This window comes from Pseudovibrio sp. W74 (genome assembly GCF_001623085.1).
Lineage (GTDB): Bacteria > Pseudomonadota > Alphaproteobacteria > Rhizobiales > Stappiaceae > Pseudovibrio.
In genome coordinates this window covers 2113-25431 of record NZ_LMCJ01000040.1, presented here as the reverse complement: position 1 = coordinate 25431, position 23319 = coordinate 2113, and the positions used below count along the sequence as shown (strand labels likewise).

Annotated in this window: 15 protein-coding genes and 2 pseudogenes; 12 read left to right on the top strand and 5 right to left on the bottom strand. The window is 49.1% G+C overall.

What is annotated here, in order from left to right; translation table 11 throughout:
* Positions 1 to 228: hypothetical protein (locus PsW74_RS29135; protein ID WP_206599942.1), on the top strand; the 228-nt coding region annotated here is incomplete at its 5' end.
* 401 nt (positions 229 to 629) lie between these two features.
* On the opposite strand, the pseudogene PsW74_RS19440 reads toward PsW74_RS29135, so the two are convergent.
* Positions 630 to 818: pseudogene (locus PsW74_RS19440) on the bottom strand (IS110 family transposase); the annotation flags it as partial.
* 154 nt (positions 819 to 972) lie between these two features.
* Between PsW74_RS19440 and PsW74_RS19435 the strand changes: the two are divergent.
* The gene (locus PsW74_RS19435) at positions 973 to 1578 is read left to right on the top strand and encodes a glutathione S-transferase family protein (protein WP_082830633.1); all 606 of its coding nucleotides are present in this window, start codon (positions 973 to 975) and stop codon (positions 1576 to 1578) included.
* 785 nt (positions 1579 to 2363) lie between these two features.
* Here the strand turns inward: PsW74_RS19435 and PsW74_RS19430 are convergent.
* The 3 genes and pseudogenes from PsW74_RS19430 to PsW74_RS19420 all read right to left on the bottom strand — a co-directional run bounded on the left by PsW74_RS19430 (position 2364) and on the right by PsW74_RS19420 (position 5624).
* Positions 2364 to 3752: a glutamate decarboxylase gene (locus PsW74_RS19430; RefSeq protein ID WP_082830632.1), complete on the bottom strand. Its 1389-nt coding sequence runs from the start codon at positions 3750 to 3752 to the stop codon at positions 2364 to 2366.
* Between the two features lie 13 nt (positions 3753 to 3765).
* A pseudogene (locus tag PsW74_RS29885) lies at positions 3766 to 5109 on the bottom strand (amino acid permease).
* A 212-nt stretch (positions 5110 to 5321) separates the two neighbouring features.
* Positions 5322 to 5624 carry an HdeA/HdeB family chaperone gene (locus PsW74_RS19420; protein ID WP_063289725.1) on the bottom strand — a complete coding sequence of 101 codons (303 nt, stop codon included), beginning with the start codon at positions 5622 to 5624 and terminating at the stop codon, positions 5322 to 5324.
* Positions 5625 to 6003: 379 nt separating this feature from the next.
* Between PsW74_RS19420 and PsW74_RS19415 the strand changes: the two genes are divergently transcribed.
* Together PsW74_RS19415 and PsW74_RS19410 are read left to right on the top strand one after the other, a co-directional pair.
* A complete protein-coding gene (locus PsW74_RS19415) occupies positions 6004 to 6591 on the top strand; it encodes a Crp/Fnr family transcriptional regulator (RefSeq protein WP_275484649.1) in 588 nt (195 codons plus the stop codon).
* A gap of 172 nt (positions 6592 to 6763) precedes the next feature.
* Positions 6764 to 7333, top strand: a complete 570-nt coding sequence (locus PsW74_RS19410; protein ID WP_343286508.1) for a DUF1269 domain-containing protein — start codon at positions 6764 to 6766, stop codon at positions 7331 to 7333.
* Between the two features lie 414 nt (positions 7334 to 7747).
* Here the strand turns inward: PsW74_RS19410 and PsW74_RS19405 are convergent, their stop codons facing one another.
* Positions 7748 to 8524 (bottom strand): HAD family acid phosphatase, encoded by a 777-nt coding sequence (locus tag PsW74_RS19405; RefSeq protein ID WP_063289730.1) that lies wholly within the window; start codon positions 8522 to 8524, stop codon positions 7748 to 7750.
* Positions 8525 to 10048: 1524 nt separating this feature from the next.
* Between PsW74_RS19405 and PsW74_RS19400 the strand changes: the two genes are divergently transcribed.
* From PsW74_RS19400 to PsW74_RS19365, 8 genes are all read left to right on the top strand, one after another.
* Positions 10049 to 10699 carry a peroxiredoxin gene (locus PsW74_RS19400; protein WP_041768617.1) on the top strand — a complete coding sequence of 217 codons (651 nt, stop codon included), beginning with the start codon at positions 10049 to 10051 and terminating at the stop codon, positions 10697 to 10699.
* Positions 10700 to 11614: 915 nt separating this feature from the next.
* A complete protein-coding gene (locus PsW74_RS19395; protein WP_063289727.1) occupies positions 11615 to 12154 on the top strand; it encodes a hypothetical protein in 540 nt (179 codons plus the stop codon).
* 733 nt (positions 12155 to 12887) lie between these two features.
* Positions 12888 to 18416: an autotransporter domain-containing protein gene (locus PsW74_RS19390; protein WP_082830631.1), complete on the top strand. Its 5529-nt coding sequence runs from the start codon at positions 12888 to 12890 to the stop codon at positions 18414 to 18416.
* 641 nt (positions 18417 to 19057) lie between these two features.
* Complete coding sequence (locus PsW74_RS19385) at positions 19058 to 19585, top strand: nuclear transport factor 2 family protein (RefSeq protein ID WP_153041746.1); 528 nt, start codon at positions 19058 to 19060, stop codon at positions 19583 to 19585.
* Between the two features lie 79 nt (positions 19586 to 19664).
* Positions 19665 to 20714 (top strand): radical SAM protein, encoded by a 1050-nt coding sequence (locus tag PsW74_RS19380; RefSeq protein ID WP_063289744.1) that lies wholly within the window; start codon positions 19665 to 19667, stop codon positions 20712 to 20714.
* Entirely contained in the window at positions 20711 to 20998 is a 288-nt protein-coding gene (locus PsW74_RS19375) for a PqqD family protein (protein WP_063289745.1), read from the top strand. The genes PsW74_RS19380 and PsW74_RS19375 overlap by 4 nt, the downstream gene beginning before the upstream one ends.
* Before the next feature lie 4 nt (positions 20999 to 21002).
* Positions 21003 to 22454 carry a radical SAM protein gene (locus tag PsW74_RS19370; protein WP_063289746.1) on the top strand — a complete coding sequence of 484 codons (1452 nt, stop codon included), beginning with the start codon at positions 21003 to 21005 and terminating at the stop codon, positions 22452 to 22454.
* A 9-nt stretch (positions 22455 to 22463) separates the two neighbouring features.
* Positions 22464 to 23319 (top strand): radical SAM protein (locus tag PsW74_RS19365; protein ID WP_153042448.1); only part of this gene is annotated, 856 nt, incomplete at its 3' end.

Here is a 23319-nt window from a genome sequence, read left to right as displayed (position 1 = left end):
CATTGCTACGAACTTTCTGCCGCGAAGATTAAGTCCTTGCATAAACGTGGGGTCAAGCAGAATAGTCGTGTGGCTGACCTTGTTTCAGCAGGCATACCACACGCTAACATCCCCAACCTGGCAGGTTTGGGAAACATTGCCCAGCTATTCAGCCAGATTCAACAATCCGGTTTTGTGTTTGATGATCTTGTCAGTAGTATTCAACATTGTGGTTTGCCTTCGTTTTAGGGTTGGTTTGCAACACCAATAAAACCGAGAACCACACTCTCTTGCAAGAGTTGCACCGCTGCTGATCCAGTTCTCTGGAAAAGCAGCGGTGTCAGATAAGTTGAGTCTTCTATACATACTCTGCGAAAGCCTACAATCGAGCAAGTTCAGCTTTTGATTGAACCATCCAAAGGTCCGCAGTTGGCCCTGATTACAGGCATGTTGCTGAGTGACCATACCTGACGTTCGACCTGAGACCGGACAGCCCCAGCCAGAGCGAGATCTAAACCTAGGATGGCCTTGTTGCACGGGTCGTGAATAGCTTAAAGCACGCCCAAACCCGTAAATTCAGGTCATGGGATTGCTTCGAACGCGGGCCTGCCGAGTTTGGTTATTGTGTTGAGAATGCTGACGCCAATCTCACGGCCCCAATAATGGGAACTCGCACAAGCCTCCATTGCAACAATACAGGGAGGCTGCTTGCCCAAAAACGGTAGCAACTGCTTGCGTGATAATTTCTTACGGAACGCAACTGACCCGTCACCTCGGGCCCCATGGAGTTGAAAAACACGCTTTGCAAGATCAATCCCAATGATGCTAACTTCTTCCATGGATGCTGCTCCCTTTGTTAGTAAGACCAAGTCTAACTATAATGGCACATTGCGATGCCGTCGGGGTGGGGCATCCAACCCATCAAGGTCGCTCACATGGAGAAGGCTCTGTCGCGGAATCTCCTATGACAAACTAAAAAGGACCTAGATTGACATGAAACTCTACAACTCTATGTCTGGAAACACCAAGCGTGTCCGCATTTTCATATCCGAAAAAGACATCAGTATTCCACGTGTCGAGCTTGAGCTTGGCAGCGGCACACGCACTCCTGAATATCGCAAGATAAATTCCCTGGGAGAGGTTCCTGCTCTTGAGCTGGATGATGGCCGTGTCATCACGGAAAGCCGGGCGATATGTCGGTTTCTTGATATTAAATTCCCCAAGATTCCGCTGATGGGTGTCAGCGCATTTGATCAAGGCAATATCGCGATGTGGAGCGAGCGCATCCACAGCCATATCTTCATGGCCTACGGCCTGATGGTTCGGCATACGATGGCTCTCTTCGCCGAGGTAGTAGATCAAGTGCCTGAATTTGCTGAGACCCAGCGTCAATCTATTCCCGCAAAGTGGATCTGGTTGAACGACGAGATGTCTGACCGACGGCCTTTTATTGCCGGCGATACCTTTAGCTTCGCCGATGTCGAAGGTATGACTGCGCTGATGCTCGCAGACGCTTTTAACATACCTATTCCCGGCGATTGCTCTCATGTATTGAGATGGGCTGACACCATGCGCAACAGACCGAGTTGGGAGGCTTGATAGATGGGGACCACCAAAAAGTGGCCTGGTTTGAGAAAAATGGAGGGACTTCGGGTTAGCGTGTCTCAACCCATGATAGAATTGCCCGAGTGTCCGCTTCTGGCCCTCGACGTTAGCAACGGCCTCTCACTTGCCGGAGTTTTCGCAGTGCATTGAACGTCAGCAAAGGTCCGCTAATCCCTCGTTAGTGTGAATCTTTATTACTCTCCAACAACATATGAACTATCAAAAACTCTCATTTCATGGGTGTTAGGCTGACAGAGAAAATATATTCAATCTCAAAGCTTTAGATGCGCCTAGAGATTACAAATTTTATTTTTCCTAACACCGCCAGCATTACAAACTATCTTATGCTGTCACAATTGAACAACGACGCGGCTGAGCGGATCATGAAACTCGTGGCTTTAGGAAGAAAAATTATCTCTTCCTGGGCCTAGATAGGGGCAGGGCTGCGGCAATCGCCTATACCTTCATACAAACCGCCAAGCTTAACAATGTTGACCCGCAGGCTTAGCTTACCTGGGTTCTTGTCCAAATCGCAGAGTACAAGATCACTCGTATCAATGACCTCATGCCGTGGTGTTACGCTTAAAAAGCTGTGTAACTAAAATTACCCAAGAAACTGGCTACCTTTGCCGGACGCTCATATTGAATTTAGATGCAGGAGCATATCAAACCTGCCTGAAAAACGACAGGTTTAGCCTAGTCACTCTCAGGCTAGTACGATTGAATTCAGAAATACTGGTTTGATATGCTTAGCATGCTAATAATTTGTGGTAGGGCGGCTACACGTGAGCAAAGTGTTTTTCTGGAGCCTCATGTCCATTCTTTGATTCTCGTTCTAACTTCTCGATCACAGTTGCTAAATCGTTGAGAAGCAGCTCTGCCATATCACGGCTGAAACCTTCCCTGAGAACAATCCTGAGAACGTGTATATCTTCAGCTCCCTCGGGCATTGCATATGCAGGAACTTGCCAGCCATGAACTCTCAGGTATTCGGAAACCGCGTACACCGTGTATTTGCTCGGATCTTTCATTTTGAATGCAAAGACCGGAATGGTACTTCCATCACTGAGTAATTCGAACTCACCCATTTGCGCGATGTTCTGGGACAGATAGCTGGCAATTGAACGTAAGTTCTCCATTATCCTTGTGTAGCCATCTCGACCTAACCGCAGAAAATTATAGTACTGGCCTACGATTTGATTACCTGGCCTAGAAAAGTTCAATGTGAAGGTCGGCATATCGCCGCCGAGGTAATCTACATGAAATACAAGATCATCAGGCAAATCGCTTTTGTCCCGCCAAACAACCCAGCCCACACCCGGATAAACTAAACCATATTTATGGCCTGATACATTGATCGATTTAACCAATGGCAAGCGGAAGTCCCATTCCAGTTCTGGCTGCAAAAACGGAGCAACAAATCCACCACTAGCGGCATCAATATGGAGAGGGACTTCAAAACCAGTCTGTTCATTGGAGTTTACCAAGGCATCGTGAACCTCTTTGATCGGTTCGTATTCGCCTGTATACGTCGTCCCCAAAATTGCAATAACACCAATGGTATTCTCATCAATTTTTGCAATGGTTTCGTCAGGATCGATCACATACCGATCGGACGCCATTGAAACAAATCTTGGCTCGACATCCCAATAACGACAGAATTTTTCCCAAACGACTTGTACATTTGTTCCAAGGATTAAGTTCGGTTTATCTGTGGGTTTACCTTTCCCTTTTTGTCGGTCTCTCCACTTCCACTTCAACGCCATGCCCGCCAACATGACAGCTTCACTCGAACCTATTGCTGACGAGCCAGTAAACCCATCAGGAGCATGAAAGAGGTTCGCGACAATCTTGATGCATCGCTCCTCAATCATTGCGGTGTTTGGGTATTCATCTTTGTCAATCAGGTTCTTATCAAAGGTTTCGGCCATCAGGCGCTCAGCCTGAGGCTCCATCCACGTTGTGACAAACGTTGCCATATTAAGCCGAGCATTGCCATCAAGCATGAGTTCATCATGAATGATGCGGTATGCGGTCTCAGCTTCCATCTGTTTATCAGGCAAACTAAATTTAGGGATGGGTTCGCGCATCACTCTCCCACCATAAGAGGGCATCAACATCGATGAATCTACATTAGTATTGGCCATATCTGGTTTGGTATTTCCCATTATTGGGGTCCTTTTAGCTGGTCGCTTTTATCAGTGACCAAAACGGTCGGCGAAACGAAAATAGTAAGACCGGAATAGCGACAACAAGTGCGAGACCTGCAAGCATCAAGAACTCAAAGGACTTGATGGAGAAAACACTATTAAGCGGAGGAATGAAGCCAATTGCAAAACATGCCACAGAGGCAGCTAAGCCAGTTCCAGCAACGAGCCACATACCTTTGTTCCCACCAGGAACACGATAAGCTCTCTCAACCTTCGGGTGTGTGTATCTCAAACGTATCGCTGCAGCGTACATCAGGATATACATCAGTGAGTATATGAGGACCGCGGCTGAGGTGAGTATCAAGAACGCTGTATTTACATCTTTGACAACAAGGAAGAACATGGCAATAAGCGAGATAAGTACGGCTTGTAAAATGAGGAGGTTTGTAGGTACGCCCTGGTGATTCACCTTTTGCGCCCAGAGAGGCAAATTTCCCGCTTGTCCGGCTGCTAAAAGCCCCTTCACAGGTCCCACAATCCAAGTGCTCACCTGTCCTGCAGCACCTAAAGCAACAAGAATTGCTAGTATCGGTATAAGCCACAGTAGGCCGAAATGCGTGAGTGAAGCAGAGAAGGCTTGCATTGCACCGTTGATTTGATCAATAGACTCCGCAGGTAACACCGAAGCGACAGTCAATCCACCCAACAGCGTTGTTACAAATCCAATCCCGGCGGCGCTGAAGATTGCGATGGGATAGACACGTCGTATATTCTTAACTTCTCAAGCATGGCTGGCTGATACTTCAACCCCAACAAAACCAAAGATAAAGCTCAAGAAGAGAACCAGATTCCCGGCCTCCAAAACTGATGGGACCAGATTTTTGGCAGACAATGTCGTATCTAGATGGAGCTCATTTCCAGAACTTACATAGATTGCGCCCAATGCAATCAGGAGAACAGAAGGCAATAATACTCCCGCAGAAACAGCGACTGAGCTTATTATGCCTGAGCCTTTACTGCCTCGGAAATTGACAAGGGTAGCAATCCAGTAAACAGACAAGATAATGAATACTATGAAGTACTTATTGGCACCGAGTTCTGGGTCAAAAGCATATGCAAGAGAAGCCGCTATGTAGGCTAGAATAGAAGTAATCCCAAAGATACTCTGGATCCATTGCATCCAGACAGCAACAAATCCCATACGTGTTCCAAACGCTTCTTCAACCCAGTGGTACACTCCGTTTTTTGGCCACCCTGTTGCAAGTTCGGCGGAAACAAGGGCCACAGGTATAAGATAAGCGAAAATAGTGATGAGGTTGAAGAGGATCATTTTCATCCCGGTTTCAGCCATCATTGGCATATTACGCAGTGTCATGAATAAAGCAGCAGTCGTCAAAGTAAGCGCAAGTGCACCTATTTGATGCTCACTTTTGGTACGTTGATTTCTCATATTTCAGGTGCTGTATCAGAGGGCAAAACACTAAGGAAATTGCATCTTTGAAAATTCTTCAAAGAGCAATTCCCTTACTTAGTTGGCACGAGTTCGCCAAAAATGAGACTGCATGGCAGCCTCTCATCAAAGCAAATTTAGTTCAGGTCTTCCACTTCTTCGAAGAGGAATTTTCCCTTGGCATCTTCGGAGGTGCAAATCTTTACGAGTTTGTCGCGATGCTCGACAAAAGTTTCAGCATCCCACACTGGTGCATTATCTTTGCTGGATAGGTAGCCATCAATCCAGAAAAGTGTAACAACCGCATCAGGTGCACTCATCTCCAAAAACTCACCACAAGTGAGTTTTGACATATCACGCTTTGATGTAGCAGCTTCATCTGCATAGACGCTGCTCCCACTGGCAAGCAATAATGCAAGTGTAATACCCAAAAATCGCATGAGCTAACGTTCCCTTTAGAGCTAATTATCTAATGTTTCTAATAGGTAGGTCGGTTTTCCAACCCACAGTCGAACCATTAACACCCCCGCTCATACGTTCGCTGTTAGCTGGCCAACAGCAAAGCTTATTAATGCTCAAAATTATCACTATTTAATTTGTTGTTTTCGCCTTAAATGGCGGATAACGAGACAATTGAATGCATATAGAATATGTTTTCAAAATTGCTTTTGCTGCATGTTGTCCATTTATGAAAAGGGGGAGGCAAAGTTGTCGCATTGGCACCTTGCAACGATTAACTGGCTCGACGCGCTGCCAGATGACACTCTTAAAAATATACGTTTAGCTTCAAGAACTCAGATGTTTTAGGACAAAGAAACGATCTTTTCTCCTATGATTGAACCTGACACCGTGTATTTGCTCGAAAAGGGCTTAACGAGGCTATACCGTTGTTCAGACTCTGGCGGCGAGTTCACTCTTGGCTTTGTTGAACCGGGAGAGGTTTTTGGTGAGCTATCCGCACTCAACAACGACCCTCGTGAAAGCTTTGCTGTAGCGATCGACCAATGTGGTGTTTTAAAACTTCCGAAGAGGGTTTTCATCGAACTAATGCAAACCGCACCAAGTTTTAGTTTTGCGATATCCAAACAAGTTGGAAAGCGCTTGCAACGGATTGAGACCAGAGCTGAAGATTTGATTTTTAAAAGTGCGACATCGCGCATGGCAAAAATGATAAGCCTGCTCGCAAGTGACCTAGGGCAGGAAAATAACAATCGCATCAACATCAATGTGCGTTTAACACAAGGTGAGATGGCAACCCTTGTCGGATGCTCAAGGCCAACCGTCAACCTCACTCTCAATGACTTTAAGAAGCAAGGCATCATTGAATTAGAAGACGGTTACCTTAGCATTATCAAACTCAAAAAGCTTAAAGACTTGGCCGACGCAGTCCCAGAGTATGCAGAGTGAATGAAGTCCCACTTATTAGAAAAGCTCTGACAAAACGAATGCGCTATACGAAAGCCTCCAACATAACTCAAAAATATTTGGTAGCCTGTTAACCAGCTAACAGACACAGCACGTCCATCTGCTCCATAGCTTGCTAGCAAACAGTACAGACTTGCACAATCGAACAAGCCCAATGATCGATGTTCAAGCCTGTTTTGCTTGTTTTTCAGACCGAAACAAGGTGATAAAAATGTCCGAATTGATTGTCATTGGCTATGATAATGAAGCAGAAGCAGAAAAAGCCCGTGAAGAACTGTTAGAGCTACAACACGAGTATATGGTTGAAATTGCAGATGCAGTTGTTGCGAAGGCAAACGAACATGGCAAAATAAAACTCATCCAGATGGTCAACATGTGGACTGCTGGAGCCGCAGGAGGTGCATTTTGGGGACTGCTGATTGGTCTAATCTTCATGAACCCGCTTCTAGGTGTCGTCGCAGGCGCATCAGCTGGCGCGCTTAGCGGAGCCCTCAGTGATTATGGCATCAACGACAAGTTCATGAAGGACGTCGCTTCTGTACTAAAACCAGGGCAGGCAGCTTTGTTTATGATGGTCCGCAAGGAAGTATCCGACAAAGTCATTGAAAAGCTTGGTCAACAGGGCGGTCATATCATCCGAACAAATCTTGATCGCTCCAAAGAAAGCTCCCTTCGTGAAGCCTTCGACGCAGCTCATTCTGAAGTTTTAAGTGTAAACTTATAGAATTCAAGAGATAGAGTCGGGTTACCAATGCCTTTGAGGTACTGCGTAGCCTGACCTTTATACGTTAAAGGACTTGAGTAATCACTTAGTGCGGTCGTCATCTTGCCCTGAGAAAACAGACAGACACTGCGGATATACAGCTTTAGTATGCGCTTCTAATCCGGGTACAACGCATGTAATGTTTCAATCCTCTTTTTCGGTAAAAGAAAATCCTGCACCGTAAACCAACTTCCCAGCTTGTCTTTCTGCGCAGGGCTGTACAAGTGGTGCCATGCTCACCTCATAGACCTTCGAATGTTTTCGCAAACCAACAAAGACATGAGCCTCTGACACCACTTCTACGCATATTAGTCGAGCATTAAGGCCAATCAATCACCAGAAAACCTAGCGACTTGAAAGGATAAATTGATCTAGTCACCATTTTTCAATGATGGTCTCATCGCTCCATGTGGTCAAAGGAGCTTCGGACCACGTGCCGTAGGCGGTGTTCGGGAAAACGATCCACTCTGCACCCCATTTAGCGGCATTCTCATCGACAAGAGATTTCTGGTGATCCAGAGGAGTTTTGCGGAAACCGCCGTCGAAGTCATGCAATGTATCCCCCAGCATCAGAACAATCTGGTGATCCTTCCGCACAATCTCACGTCGCTCCACTTTGGGTGGTCCAAGCAGAAGAACAGTCTCGGGGCTGATCTGTGGTAAACCCAGCTCATTCAATGTGGCCAGTGTGTAATCTTTCTGCTTGTCCGCACGGTCTGAAATATAGCGAATAGAAACCCCCAGTTCATCTGCGTAGTTTAAGAATTCCCTTGCTCCGGGGATCAATGTCGGCTTACCATCGCGCTCCCATGGGAGCCAAGTGTCCCATACATCATATGTATGGCAGTTCTTCAGGTCACGAGCCAACAGAGCACTATTATCAATCACAGTCTCATCCAGATCAGAAACAATAGCCAGTTTTGAAGGATCATCTGCCGCTTCGACTGCAGCTGCAAGTTTCTGCGTAGCAATGTTATAGGCTTGTCTCTGTAGTGCCCGAACTTCCGCTGATTGCTGCTGGAAACGCAAGCCCATGGTGAACTCCGCAACAGAACAGTCGTTTGAGGAAGCTTCTTGCGCGAAGCTCGCCTGAGCAAGTGAACCCAGGATCAAGCAGGCCAATACCGAAGTGGAGAGGAAACGTTGTTTCATGGGATTATTCTCTTTCATTGAGCTTTTGCTTTCATGGTTTTGTGAAATTTCACAAAACCATGGTCATGAGGCATACAAAACTCACAGCCGATCTTAAACCGTGTTAATAGTCTTATTGACATCGTCTATCGACAGACGGAAGTTTACTTGGTTTCTAGGTGGTCAGCATGACATGATGGGAACTGCGTATCTAGGAGTTCTGGTCACCGCTACGCTTCATAAGTTTTCGGCGGTTCGGCAAGTGGTGTTAGCGGAAAAATCATAGCAATGAGCTGTTAGCAAGAACGTTAGAATATTCGGGCAAGAGGGAGGGGGCTATTTTGAACCTCACATTAAGCGACACCCACTTCCAATAGAGAATGTTACACTCGCTCGTTAATGGCAGATAACAAGTTTCTAAAAACTCTTGAGAATTAAAAAACTGCCGATAGTTCTAATGTTGACAGCCTCGATGAAGTCAATGCTTTTTCCCGAGTTAATCTGAAAGAGTATCAGCAGGAGCTAAGATGGGTGAAATCCGGCTTTCAAATGCTCTCATTAGCTTACATGGAGTTCCCCATCGAAGCCTTATAGACATGAATAAGGGAGTGATTTGTCCCAAAATCCTCCGACAGGAGTGATAAATGAGGCAGAACGGCACGCTACATGAATGGCTATTTAGAGAATTACAAACCCTTCATGAAGATAGCTGAAGACGCTTCTATGAAGGCTGCCTCAACTCTTGATAGAAACATGCGAAGGTCCGATATTGGCCCGAAATCCTAGCCATTCCTGACGCGTCGCGCGTGACCATTTGCGGACATTCGCAGGTGTCCGACGTATTCTCAGCTAATGCGAGGTTTCAACTGTAGGTCGGTGTTTTTAGGCTCAAAAATGGAGGAAGTAAACAAAGCCTCCTTAGTTGATCGAGTAGCCTGAATGAATTTCCCTCTCGGGCTCTCACAGAACCGGACGTGAACCTCTCAGCTCATAGCTTACAGCAATAGGGCCATCAAATTCTTTTTGTTGCAGCGATCTATTGAGCCACTTACAAGCCGCCGTTGTATCACTAGAAGGCATAATGAATATGAGACGAGCTGTATGAAATAAGCGCTGGCAAATAAGGTGAGACCACCTACCAATTACATTAAATCGCAGTGCCTAATCTAAAATTGCGAGCAAATGATATGTAGGTTGAGGGATCTGTATGCTTCGATAACTATTGTCGATAAAAACATACAAGCAATTTTGGATCTTCAAGTATTATATCTAGATAGTGAAGCAATTATATCTCAACACCTGAGGTGTGTGAAGTAATGATAACGAATGCCCGATTGCTTCCAGCCAAGTTGTTCAAATTTGAACAAGTAAACCTTTATTTTCCACTTTGGCACGCGAAGTTCGGCTGTGTAGTCGTGCATAGGCTAAACGCATCAGCGTGAGCATGTTGTATGAGTTGGTAATAATTAGCCATGCAGCCGGCTAACTCAAATGGCCTCACAGCAAATTACATCATGTCCGTGGACATTATCGAAAGGACAAACCATGGTTTTACGTATAAACGATACAATTCCCGATTTGACGGTGACGACTGATCAGGGAAAACTCAACCTGCACAACTGGGTTGGCGACAGTTGGGCGATAATTTTCTCGCACCCTAAAGACTTTACACCCGTTTGCACAACTGAATTTGGTGCTGTTGCAAGACTGGCGAAGGAATGGGAAGCTAGAAACACCAAGGTATTGGGTATCTCGGTAGATGGTGTTGAAGACCATAAAAAGTGGAAAGGTGACATTGAAGCCGTTGGCGGGGCCAGGCCAGAGTTTGCAATTGTTGCTGATGACGATTTAGAGATGGCAAAAGCATTTGACATGCTGCCAGCGGAATATGTGATGCCAGACGGTCGGACGCCAGCAGACTCTGCCACAGTACGTTCAGTGTTTATCATTGGACCTGACAAGCAGGTGAAACTTATGATGACCTATCCGATGTCTGTTGGTCGTAATTTTTCCGAAATATTGCGTGCTTTGGATGGCCTGCAAATGTCTGCCAAAGGCGTTGCTACCCCAGCTGATTGGCAGGTAGGACAAGATGTGATTGTACCGCCAGCGGTTAGCACGGAGGATGCTCAAACGAAATTCGGTGTGGTGAATACCATTTTGCCGTATTTGCGCACTGTCCATGCGCCACGTTAGCCTCATTTGTCTGATCATGTTTTACTAAGCTAAGCGATTATGAACCTCGGAAGAAATATTTACCGAGGTTCTTCTCTACTTATTTCTTAGTGTATGATTATTCCAAATTTTATTCTGGTCCTAGAACACACTGAAATTGGCCGTTCTCTAAGATCAACTCAGTTTGGATGTCATTTCTCTTGAATATAATCTTGGCGCAGACGCGCTATATCTAGGATCTCGGTCTTTTAATCTCGAAAATCGACGATATTACACGGAAGCTGCAATATCAGAAAATCTCCCAGTTTTTAGGGCATATGAGCAAACGGTTTGCGACGGTTTGGCCGCTATGTCTATTTCTAACAGTTTCAAAATGTGGTCAAATTGGCAGCTTCACAAGCCTACACACTTCTGTTTAAAGCGCAGCCTCCTGTGGCGTTTTCTGTTTGGGGCTCGCGATCATTAGCATCACAAAGATTGCTCAATGATAACTGTATTGGCTTAAGAGTATTCGTAGCTCTGACAGGCGGCAGGTTAGCTTACTTCCAAATGACCTGCGTCGAATGTCTTTGTACTGCTTCTCAGCGGTATTGCTGACAGGCCTTACAATTTGCCTGGTTACTCTCTCCTGCACAAAAGATGATCTACTCACTTGGCCTTGATGACAAACACAGTGGCCTAGTCAAACACAAACAGGTGGTCGTTCTTCCGGCACTGCCATCAGTAAATCATGCGGCACATACAGCTTCTTATGCACAGTTTATCCTACATTTCAGCCACTGAAGTGTCCTCCAACAGAGCCTGTGTTCCTCCTCCTTCACCTCATAGCTAATAGCAATAAGGCCTTCAATTTCTTTCTGTTGTGAAAGTCCAGAGTCTAATCCATTTCTGCAAATGAAATTGCCGAAAAGTTGGATCCTAGAGGAAGGGTGAGCAATGCAGCTTTCAGATTACAATACTCAAATTAGGAACCTATCTCAGACCTTTACCTGGGCAATTCTGGTTTTGGGTGCTTTTCAATTTCTGCTCGGGATTGGGGTTTTAGGACAGAGGGCAACGGAGATCGATGCGGCGGGCTACACGCGCTTCCATGCATATTGGGGGATGGGACTTTTGATCGCCATTCTTGGAAAGCTTATTCTACTTTACTTTGTAGAAAAGCGCAGGCTTCTTAAGAAATCGCACCATTGGTTTTTTCGCCTATCAATCACAGTGCTATTTGCTCTCCTTGTAATTTTGCCTCTCGTTGGTGGAGTGAGATTGCTGGTAAATGAAAGGCCTAGCAGCTCTTTGGGACTTACTGTGGCGAGTTGGGTGCATGGGGAAAGCGTAAATTTTCTAGCGGAGTTGCACACTACACTGGCTTATGCGCTTGGGTGTGCCACAATTGTCTACGGCCTGAGCTGTGCGGCAAACTACATTCACTCTGTAAACAGAGAACTGTCCCACATTGTTATAGAGGATCCATATACTTAGAGGAGGAGCTCCGCAATAAATCTACGCCGGAAACTCTATCAAGTTTCATTCAACGAAGGGCAACTGTTACTCCATTCGAAAAACACTATATCTCCGATTGAGTTCCAAGCAGTGTCACTGGCGACCCTTGCATTTTGCCAATTGCTCACTCCCGCTCAAAACGCTGACCCACTCGCTTCGTTTATGACAACCTTCGCCGCCTCTAAGACGTTATGCAGCTCGTGCAGTCTTGTATCCAAGATTTGCTCAACATTTTGGCCACTGATGTACCTCGTAAAAGAGACCGCATTCCTCCTCCTCTGCCTCATCGCTAATAGCGATAAAGCCTTCAATTTCTTTCTATTGTGAAGGTTTAGGAGCCTAAGTATTTTCAGCCGATGAAGTAATTGAAAAGTCTACCAAAGATGGGCCGAGCCGGATGAAATGAGCGACAGCACATAGCAAGAGACCATCTCTAATCTGATGCAGTTGCTCATTTTTTCTCTCCACCACTTCAATCCGAATGAGTGGCAGAGACCGTTACGCATGAGCGCGTTGCCCACAAAAAGTGTTCATCCGAACCGGAAGCACTTCGCAGGTACCATTTTGCGCCTTTTCGAGAAGCCATACCAAAAGCTGACGAGTGTTCCTGAACAAGCACCGACAAACTCCACGTCATTTCACGTCAAAACGGTCAGGTCTTGAAGTGTGATGAGTACATCAAAGAATTAGAACTAAGAGTTCCGATAACCACATGACTACGCCCCCGACAACAGTATGTTACAAGCACTTTCTGAACCGTCTGAAGTGCGGTGGACGCATGACCAAAATGGCCGGTGTTACAGCAAGTCGAGCGCCCTATGTTGCAGCTGCGGTAATTGTATCAGGGCCTTTGGTGTTGTCCGGAGCAACAGGCGCCCTTGGGCAGGCTTGGGAAGGTAACCACTCGACCGACTGGTTTACTGAGGATAACTGGTCTAGTGATATTATCCCGAATAGTACACATTATGTTACCATTGATACCACAGCACCCAACCCGACCACTGTAACGAATAAAACCACCAACGGAACGGCAGAGGCGCAACGTCTATATGTCGGCGTCGACGGCGATGGCACTCTGACGGTGTCCGATGGTGGCGCGGTGAGTAATACGCACGGCTATATCGGCCAAAACAGTGGCTCAACCGGCACAGTTGAGGTGACCGGCATCGGGTCAACCTGGGACAATTCGGTGGATCTGAGTATCGGTCACTATGGTAACGGCACTCTGACGGTATCCGATGGCGGCACAGTGAGAAGCGCGTTCGGTTATGTCGGTTATCAAAGTGACTCGACTGGCAGTGTTGAAGTGATCGGCACTGGGTCAATCTGGAGCAATTCGAACAGCATTCGTATCGGCGAAAGCGGAGATGGCACACTGTCGGTATCTGATGGCGGCGCGGTGAGTAGCTCGAACGGTTACATCGGCGGCGACAGTGACATAACCGGCGGAGTTGAGGTGAGCGGCACCGGATCAGCCTGGGACATCTCGAGCGGCCTGTTTGTCGGCGAACAAGGCGATGGTACTCTGACGGTATCCGATGGCGGCGCGGTGAACAATCAGTACGGCATTATTGGCGGCGGCAGTGGCTCAACCGGCACAATTGAGGTGACAGGGACCGGATCAACCTGGGACAATTCGGGCAACCTGCATGTCGGCGCCGCCGGCGATGGCACTCTAACGGTATCCGATGGTGGCACGGTGAGTAATACAAACGGCATTATCGGTCATGGTATTGGCTCAATCGGCACAGTTGAGGTGACCGACACCGGGTCAACCTGGGAGAATTCGGGCAATCTGTTTGTCGGCCTCGGCGGCGAAGGCACTCTGACGATTTCCAAAGATGCAACAGTTAGTGTGTCTGGAGCAACTAAGCTGGGCGCTCATTCAACTGGTTCTGGCGTTTTGAACATTGGTGCGGGCAGCGGTGAAACGGCTGCTGCAGCCGGGACGCTTGATTCCGCAGCGGTTGAATTTGGTGATGGTACCGGGGTGATCAACTTCAATCACACAGATAGTGACTACACCTTTTCTGCGGATGTCAGCGGGAATGGCAGTGTCAATCAACTTTCCGGCACCACAATTTTGACAGGAACTAACACTTACACGGGCGACACTATAGTTTCCGGCGGTACCCTGGAGTTGCGCGGCGGGAGTGTTTTGACCGACACTCAAGCGCTGAGGGTCGGCTATGCCGGTACCGGCGCATTAACCATTGGAGAGGGCAGTGAGGTTAATAGTGGATTTCTGAATATTGGCCGCGTGTCGGGCAGCGTGACAGTGACGGGTTCAGGGGCTTCGTTAGATGTTGCAACTAACTCTACAGTTGGTGTGTATGGGACCGGAACGCTGACCATCTCCGATGGCGGCAGGGTTACCAATGGTCTGAGCAGTGTTATCGGTGGGGCTGACGCCACAGGTGCCGTGACTGTGACGAATGACGGATCCGTCTGGGAGGCCGGAACTCTCTTCGTCGGCCAGTATGGTGCCGGCTCCCTAAAAATAGAGAATGGCGGCAGGGTCACTTCTGGTCTCGCCAACATTGGCTTTGACAGTGCCAGCTTCAGTGGGACCAGTTCGGGTATTGTTACAGTGACGGGCGGAGGCTCCGTTTGGGAGAGCAGTAATCGTATAATCGTTGGAGATAGAGCGCCCGGGACGCTGACGATCGCAGATGGCGCCATCGTGGATGTAGATGGTGATGTCGAGCTGGCCGTCGACACTGTTTCACAAGGCACACTCAATATTGGTGCTGCTGCTGGCGAAACTGCGCAAGCAGCAGGCGTTCTGGAGGCCGCAGCGGTTGAATTTGGTTACGGTGCCGGGGTGATCAACTTCAACCACACGGATACCGACTACACGTTCTCGACTGCCGTTAACGGGAATGGCAGTGTTAATCAGCTTGCTGGCACCACCATCCTGACCGGCATCAACACCTATACCGGCGGCACCACCGTTTCGGGAGGAAGGCTGGTTGTTAATGGCTCCATTGGTGATGTTACAGTCAACGGCGGTAGCCTTGGTGGGTCAGGCACGATTGGCGGATCGGTGTCCGTTGCAAGCGGAACGATTGCAGCGGGTAACAGTCCGGGTAGGCTGACGATTGGCGGTGACCTTAATCTGACCTCCGCATCCGTTCTGGATTTTGAGCTTGGATCTCCGTCTGGCACAGCGGGTGTAGACAGTGACCTCATCACTGTTGGCGGTGATCTGACGCTGGATGGATCGCTCAATGTCACTGATGCAGGTGGCTTTGACGCCGGGGTCTATAACCTGATCACCTATGGTGGCAGCTTGACCGATAACGGTCTGGTGGTGGGCACCGCGCCCACGGGCTTGCTTTACAACGTGCAGACAGCAACAGCCGGACAGGTCAATCTTCTGGTGAACCCGGACCAGCTGAGCTTCTGGAACGGAGCGGTGACAAGTGCTGATGGAGCCGTTCATGGTGGTTCTGGCACCTGGAGCACTGCGGGAACCAACTGGACCGATGCCACTGGCTCAGCAAGCGCACCTTATCAACCGGACAGCACACTGATTTTCCAGGGAACAACGGGCATAGTCACAGTGGATAGTGCTGGAGTTTCAATTTCCAAAGGCATGCAGTTTGCCTCCGATGGTTACAGCATAACTGGAGGTGATATCATCATAAGTGCTGGCGCTGATACCGTTTCATTCAGGGTTGGGGACGGAACCAGCTCGGGCACCGGTTTGACCTCAACCATTACCTCCAACCTGACCGGGACTGGATCACTGGACAAAACTGGTCTTGGAACACTCGTCCTGACGGGTGACAGCTCCTATAGTGGCGACACCACTGTTTCAGAAGGAGCGCTGGAGTTCAGGGATGGCGCCACTCTGGCCGGTCGAACTATTAGCGTTGGTGGACCTGAAACAGCGTCTCTGACCGTTGTTGATGGCAGCGATGTGTCCGCCAGTCTTTCAACCTTTCTCGGGAAAAGCTCAGGTTCTTATGGGGCTGCAACAGTGACAGGGCCTTCTTCGCGCCTGCAAACTACCAACGGCTTTTATGTCGGGCGCTTTGGAAACGGAACCCTGAATATCTTGGAGGGCGGTTTAGTTTCCGGCATGCATGGCCAGATTGGCACTTTTGCAGGCTCTACCGGAACAGTGGAGGTAATCGGAGAAGGGTCGCATTGGAAGAACGATTTCGGGTTGGATGCAAGCGGGACTAGCCTTTACGTGGGACGTTATGGGGTCGGAACTCTAACCATTAGCGAAGGTGGTCGGGTGACCAGTAAAAAAGGGGGGATCGGTTCTGAAGCTGGTTCTTCGGGGGACGTAGTCGTGACCGGAGTTGGTTCTCTCTGGGAAAACAGCCACTATATGAACATCGGATTGCTCGGAAACGGTACCCTAACGATCTCAGATGGTGGCGTGGTTGATGTGGAGAACAGCGTTTATCTGGGCAGGGTGACAGGTTCTCATGGCACGCTCAATATTGGGGCTGCCGCTGGCGACACCGCGCAGGCCGCAGGCAGTCTGGATGCCACAGCAGTTAAATTTGGTGACGGTACCGGGGTAATCAACTTCAACCACACGGATAGTGACTACACCTTCTCCGCAGATATTAGCGGGACTGGCAGTGTCAATCAGCTTGCAGGCACCACTATCCTAACCGGCACCAACACCTATACCGGCGACACCATTGTTTCCGGTGGCGAGCTGGTTGTTAATGGCACCATTGGCGATGTTACGGTCAATGGCGGCACCCTTGGTGGCTCGGGGACTGTAGGGGCTGTTGCTTTCCAATCAGGTGCTGTAGTCGCACCGGGAAACTCCGTTGGGACTCTGAATGCGACTTCTCTTGTTTTCAATAGTGGATCAACCTTTGACGTTGAATTGAACGATGGGGGCAACGTGGCAGGCATCAACAACGATCTGCTGGCCGCCAGCGGTACTGTGACGATCAATGGTGGTACGGTGCATGTGAAGCCGGAAAACGGAACCGACGATGGCTCAACCTACACTACAAATACGGTCTATACGATTATGAGCGCTGTAGGGGGCGTCTCCGGAACGTTTGATTCACCCGCACCAACAGATGACTTCGCATTCCTTGATTTTGTTCTCTCTTATGATGCCAACAACGTTTATCTGAGTTCCCAATTAGTATCTAGCTCGTTCTGCATGCCCGGGATGAGTGCTAATCAGTGCGCTGCGGGTGAGGGTGCATTCTCACTTGGCATCGGAGACTTGTTCAATTCAGTCTTGAACCTTTCCAATGCGGATGCAGCAGGAGCACTCGATCAGCTTTCAGGCGAAGCTCATGCCTCAATAAAAACAGCGCTGATTGAAGATAGCCGTTTTGCCCGCGAGGCAGCCCTCAATCGTGTGCGTGCTGCAATGGATTCCGTTGCAGCGGATGGACAAGAGCAAGTAGAAAAGCGCGTTGGCGAAAGCCTCACGTTCTGGGGGCAAGGTTTTGGGTCCTGGGGACGCTGGAGTGGAAACAGCAATGCCGCAAGGCTTGATCGGTCAATCGGCGGTTTCCTTCTAGGTGGAGATGTCCAGATTGGTGAAAGTTCCCGCTTTGGCTTTTTCGGTGGCTACGACAACAGCAGTTTCGAAGTGAATGGCAGAACGTCCTCAGCGACAGCAGATACGCTGCATCTTGGTGCTTATGGTGGCACAGAGTTTGGGCCTCTGGGGGTGCGCGCAGGTGGTAGCTATGCATGGCATGATATCGACACGACCCGTTCGGTCGCCTTCACTGGCTTTACTGAGAACCTGTCAGGGTCCTATACGGCGCACACTGCGCAGATCTTTGGTGAAGCAGGGTACCGTTTTGATTTTGCAGCAACCAGTTTGGAGCCTTTTGCCAGTATATCCTACGTCCAGTTGTCCAGCGATGGGTACTCCGAAACCGGTGGCTCTGCTGCGCTGAAGGCTGATCGCCAGACAATGGACAGCACCTTCACCAGTATCGGGCTGCGGGCAGAGACACGGGCGAACCTTGGTCAATTCACCGCGAAGTTATCAGCACAAGCTGCCTGGCAGCATGCGTTTGGCGATGTAACACCTGTTGTCAATCATGCCTTTGCCGGAGGCGATGACTTCTCCGTTGCCAGTATCCCGATTGCCAGAGATGCCCTCCTGCTGAATCTGGGAGCATCGGTGGATTTGGGACATAGCACGACCTTGGGTCTGGCATACGATGGCCAGTTCGGTTCCAGCTTCACTGATCAGGGACTCAAAGCGAACATTGCTCTGAAGTTCTGACCATTCTCCTGCCTGAGCAAGGCCAACTACCCCACATAAACCTGCCCGCCACCTGAAAACTTAGGTGGTGGGCAAGTGCTCTCCAATCATCAAAAATTCATATGCGCCATCTCTGTTAATTTGCCCCCATCCTGAGCACGGCCTTTTTCATTAGTACCGTGAACTTTGTCTAGGAAATGAAAGCAGTCTCGGGAACTCTGACAGCCTGCCATCCAGGCCGCTTCAACCATTGATAGAACAGCTCGAATGGCCGCATTTGGCCCTGATTACAGGCATGTTGCTGAGTGACCTTACCTGCCACTCGATCTGACTAAGCAAACTCACCCGTCGGAGTAAGACACAACTTCAAGTCGATCTCATTCAATTTATGCTGAAGAAAGTATATTTTCTCATCAGAGCATATTCAAATTACACATTTACGCGCACCTGATTAATTCGCCCTCTTGCTAAGTACTACATAAATTTAGTTATTATGAATAATGCCATATTAGCGCGAAATATATTGATGAATAGCAGGCATCAAATGTAAAATCAGCAGAAGGATAGTTGATTTACATCAAGTTAGTCTACTGAATGTCGTGCTTTATTTTCATAGCAACTTCCTTTTATTAGCAAAATAAGTGAAAGAGAGGAATACAGTTATGGATATACGCGAGCTTAATAAAACTAGCTTGACGCCTTTAAGTAACATGGGTGTCATTGAGAAGTACTTTGCCGCAGTGAAGGAAATGGATGCTCATGCAGTGAAGGGTGAAAAGTTTAATACTGACACCATTATGGAGCTGTGGCACTCAGGCGGAACGCTTTCCATTCACGGCAAAGAGTCGATCGGCGAAAAAAGCTATACGAAACGTGATGAAATCGCAGGGTTCTACCAAAACCGCGCCAGGGGCGTGGATGGCATGTTGGCAACCAACTTGTCTAAGGTAAATGTAGCCAACGCCAAGAATGATGAGCACATCGTTGTAAGTGGCCTGCGCTACATCATCAACAAAAAGGGAGAAGGCCTTCAGGCGCCCTTTACCCATAACTTCCGCCTCCAGGATGGCCGTATCAGCTCCCTCGATATTCATGTGGGAACGCCAGGTAAAACTGAAATAGCTCCTTTCGGTGCACTATCAATCGACGATCTTGGATCTCTCTCTGCCATGGCGTGGATGGTTGCCTAATCTGCCAAACCTATCTTTAAAAATTGGTTGAGGACAACGGCGTTTCGGCGCCGTTGCACCCCTTAATTGAGGTGTCGCGATGAAGCTATCTTCCCCTCTTTATGTTGTTTGGGAAACAACACTGGATTGCAATGCCCGCTGCGTGCATTGCTATTCCGACGCTTTGTTTGGCAGAGGGCCTGACTATTGGCCTCTTGAGGATGCACTGGAGTTGATTGATCAGCTTGCAGAGGCCGGTGTCTTCATTCTTGCGCTTTCTGGTGGTGAGGTGCTGTTACGTTCGGATTGGGAGCAACTGATAGACCATGCTACCTCCCTAGGTATGCGGGTTACGTTTGCGACCAATGGAATATTGGTAACTCCGGAGGTCGCAAGACGACTGAAGGAGCTCGGGGTTTCTAATGTGAGCGTCAGTTTGGATGGTGCGACAGCCGAAACTCATGATGCAATCCGCGGGCTGTCGGGTATTTTTGACAAGGCCTGTACAGCAGCACAATACCTGACTGAGGCTGGTGTGCGGGTAACCATAAATTACACCCCAATGAAACCCAACTTGGGCGAGGCTCAGGATATGATTGCGCTGGCGCATCGCCTTGGCGCGGAAAAAATCAACCTCACGGAGTATGTTTATACCACACGGGGTGGTGTTGACCTGATGCCCTCTCCTCAAGAGCTTGGTACGCTTTTGGAGGCTTGGATCAAGGCTGGTGAGACGTGGAAAGGTAAGCTGGAAATCGACTGGCACGATTGCCGGGTTGGTTTGCTGCTCCCAGAAGCTGAAGCAGACCCCTACAAGGGGTGTGGGGCTGGATATACCCACTGCCGCATAACCGTAGACCAAGATGTAACCCCTTGCGTTGTTCTGCCTGTTGCTGTTGGTAACCTCAAGGAACAGAGCTTTGCGGAAATCTGGCGCAGCGCGCCCGAACTTCACAAGATCCGCTCCCGGGATAACATCAGCTCAGGCAACTGTTCTGTGTGTGAGCACAAGGCGAAATGTGGAGGGTGCCGCGCAGCCAGTTATGCTTGGTACGGTGATGTTTATGCTGGCGACCCAACCTGTTGGATCAAACCCGATATGCCAGAGTTCGGCTCCGGTACCAGTTGTAAAAGGGAGGCAAGAGGTTGAGCGAGCATTTTACAACAGTGTGCCACACCGAGGGCGTGCGCTGCCGAACCGAGGAGGAAGGCAACTTTCTGCTCTATCACCCCAAAACCGACCAGCTTCACATTGTCACCAGCAGCGGTAAGGCGATCTTTGATCAGTGTGATGGCAAGGAAATCGATGAAGTTGTTCATCTGGGTGGTAAACTGCTCTTGCAGGAAAGCGATATGGAGGAAGAAGTGCTGAGAGGCTCAGTCCTTTCCTTTTTACAAGAGCTGAACAAGCGTAATCTCATTGAGTTCGGGTGAGGCTATGGGGCAGCGTGATCGGGTTTTATTTATCCAGCCACCAACCTCCTTTAATCAAACCTCGCCGTGTCTGGATGATAAGCAATTTGGGCTTGGCTTGCTGGCCAATGCCGCATGGTTGGAAGCGCACGAGTTCGAGGTGCGTGGCCTGCACGTGCCCTTAGCGCTGCATTATGGGTTTGAGGAGGAGGACGTGAAAGCATTCATCCTCAAAGAGGACCCAATAGTTATCGCTATTGGTCTCAACTGGGTTCATTTCAGCTCTGGCGCACTTGAGGTAGCCCGTCTTGTAAAGGCTTTGCTGCCTCATGTCTTGGTCTATATTGGCGGACAACACGCCACGATGTTTGCTGAAGACATTGCCAGTGCCAATGCACCTTATGTGGATGGGGTCATCAAGGGTGAGGCCGAACATGCGCTGCTTTCTATTTGCCAGCAGGTCGCTCGATCTGGAAGGGTCACTGAAGACGTGCCGGGACTGGTGACAAGCACAGGAGATAGCGGGCCACCACTGGTGCTGGAAGAAATGGACGATTTTCCTGTTTATCGCTACTCGGTGCTCAAACCCCGCTCACTTCGACCGGACGCGGGTGCAATCTCTACCACACGCGGCGCATGTCCATTCAAATGCGCCTGGTGTGTGGAACCCGTCATTGGCCGCCTTCAGGGTCGGCGTAAGCTGATGTTTCATTCCGCAAGACGTATCGTAGACCAGATTGCAGCGCTGATGAGCGAAGGCATTACGCGCTTTACCATTCAAGACAATTTTTTTGTAGGCGGGAATGTCAAACTCATTGAGCTGAGTGAGGAATTAGTCCGGCGCGATATTCGCCCCGCTCACCTCAACATCTTTGCCCATCCGGAAAGTTATGGATATGAGGGCTATGCTGCCCTTGCTGCATGTTGTGAACTGGCCAGCGTGGATTTTGGCGTCGAAACCGGATCTTACGACGTGGCGCGGATCAACAACCGCCATCTCGACCGCGAAGAGGTGGTGCTCAGTATTTCCGAGGCGGTGCAGGCGAATGTCGAGCCGTTTACATGGTGGATGGCTGGCCTTCCCGGTGAGGATGAAGCTGCGCTATGCGATACAGAGCAGCTGATCCTTGAAACCATGAAGGTCGGCGGCATTCCGCGCTGGGTAAGCCCGATGATCCTGTTTCCGCACACGCCTATTCATGAGGATCCCGCCCGCTTTGGCGTAGAGCCACGCTTTAGGGGCTTTGAGGATTATTCGAAGTTCTCTCAGGCGACGCTGACAGAGGCTGTTTTATTTTCAGACACCATCACTCACAAAAGCATCGGCTCCAGTTATGAAGATATTTGCAATGCCTCGCAGCGGCTACGCAAGTTTATCGCTCAAAATCTGCATCTTGTTGAAGAGTTTTATGAAACCAGCGGCATGCAACCGGATTTGAAGTCTGTTGAAAGCCGTATCCTGCAATCCTTTTTCTGAGAGGTGGTCATGTTCAGACCCTCCTATCCTTTGCACGTGGTTTTCATTTTAAGCAATCATTGCAACCTGTCCTGCATTCACTGTTCCTCCAATGCGGACAAAGCGGGCGATAAGGGCTATTCCACCAGCCGCGCAAAAGAGATTTTGCAGCAAATGAATGATGTTGGCGTTGTGGATGTTGCATTTTCCGGCGGAGAACCACTGCTGCGCCGGGACCTACCAGAACTGGTGACGTATGCCCGCAGCCTGAACATGACTGTAGGCACAAGTACCAACGGATATCCTTTGACGGAAAAAGCGGTCGAAAAATTGAAACAAGCCGATCTCTCAAGGTTACAGGTGAGCATTGACGGCACCCAAGAGGTACATAATGTCATCCGTGGACCCGGCTCTTTTCAAAAGGCGTTAGAGGCGGTTGAAATCTCGCTGGAGGCAGGGTTGAAAACCCACGTCTGCTTCACGGCCATGCGCCGCAACGCGCATCTATTGCCGGATATGCTAGAGCTTTGTGCGCAACTCGGGGTTGATGGGTTCAACCTCTCCCAGTTCATACCCACCGGACGCGGTGCATTGAGCGACGGGTTGGAACCTGATACAGCGCGCGCCTTATTGCAGACATGGCTGGTAGCCAAGGCCGATTACCCCGATATGTATCTGTCCGCTCATTCCTCAGGATTGGCTTCACTCGCACCCGGTACTGATGCGTGCCGGGGAGGCTGTCAGGCCGGGATCAGCATTGCATGCGTCACCGCTGAGGGTGATGTGACACCTTGTGTTATGTTCCCGTTGTCATTGGGAAACCTGAAGGATGCCCCCTTTGGCGAGATCTGGTCAAACTCCCCTCACATCAAGGCACTGCACCAAC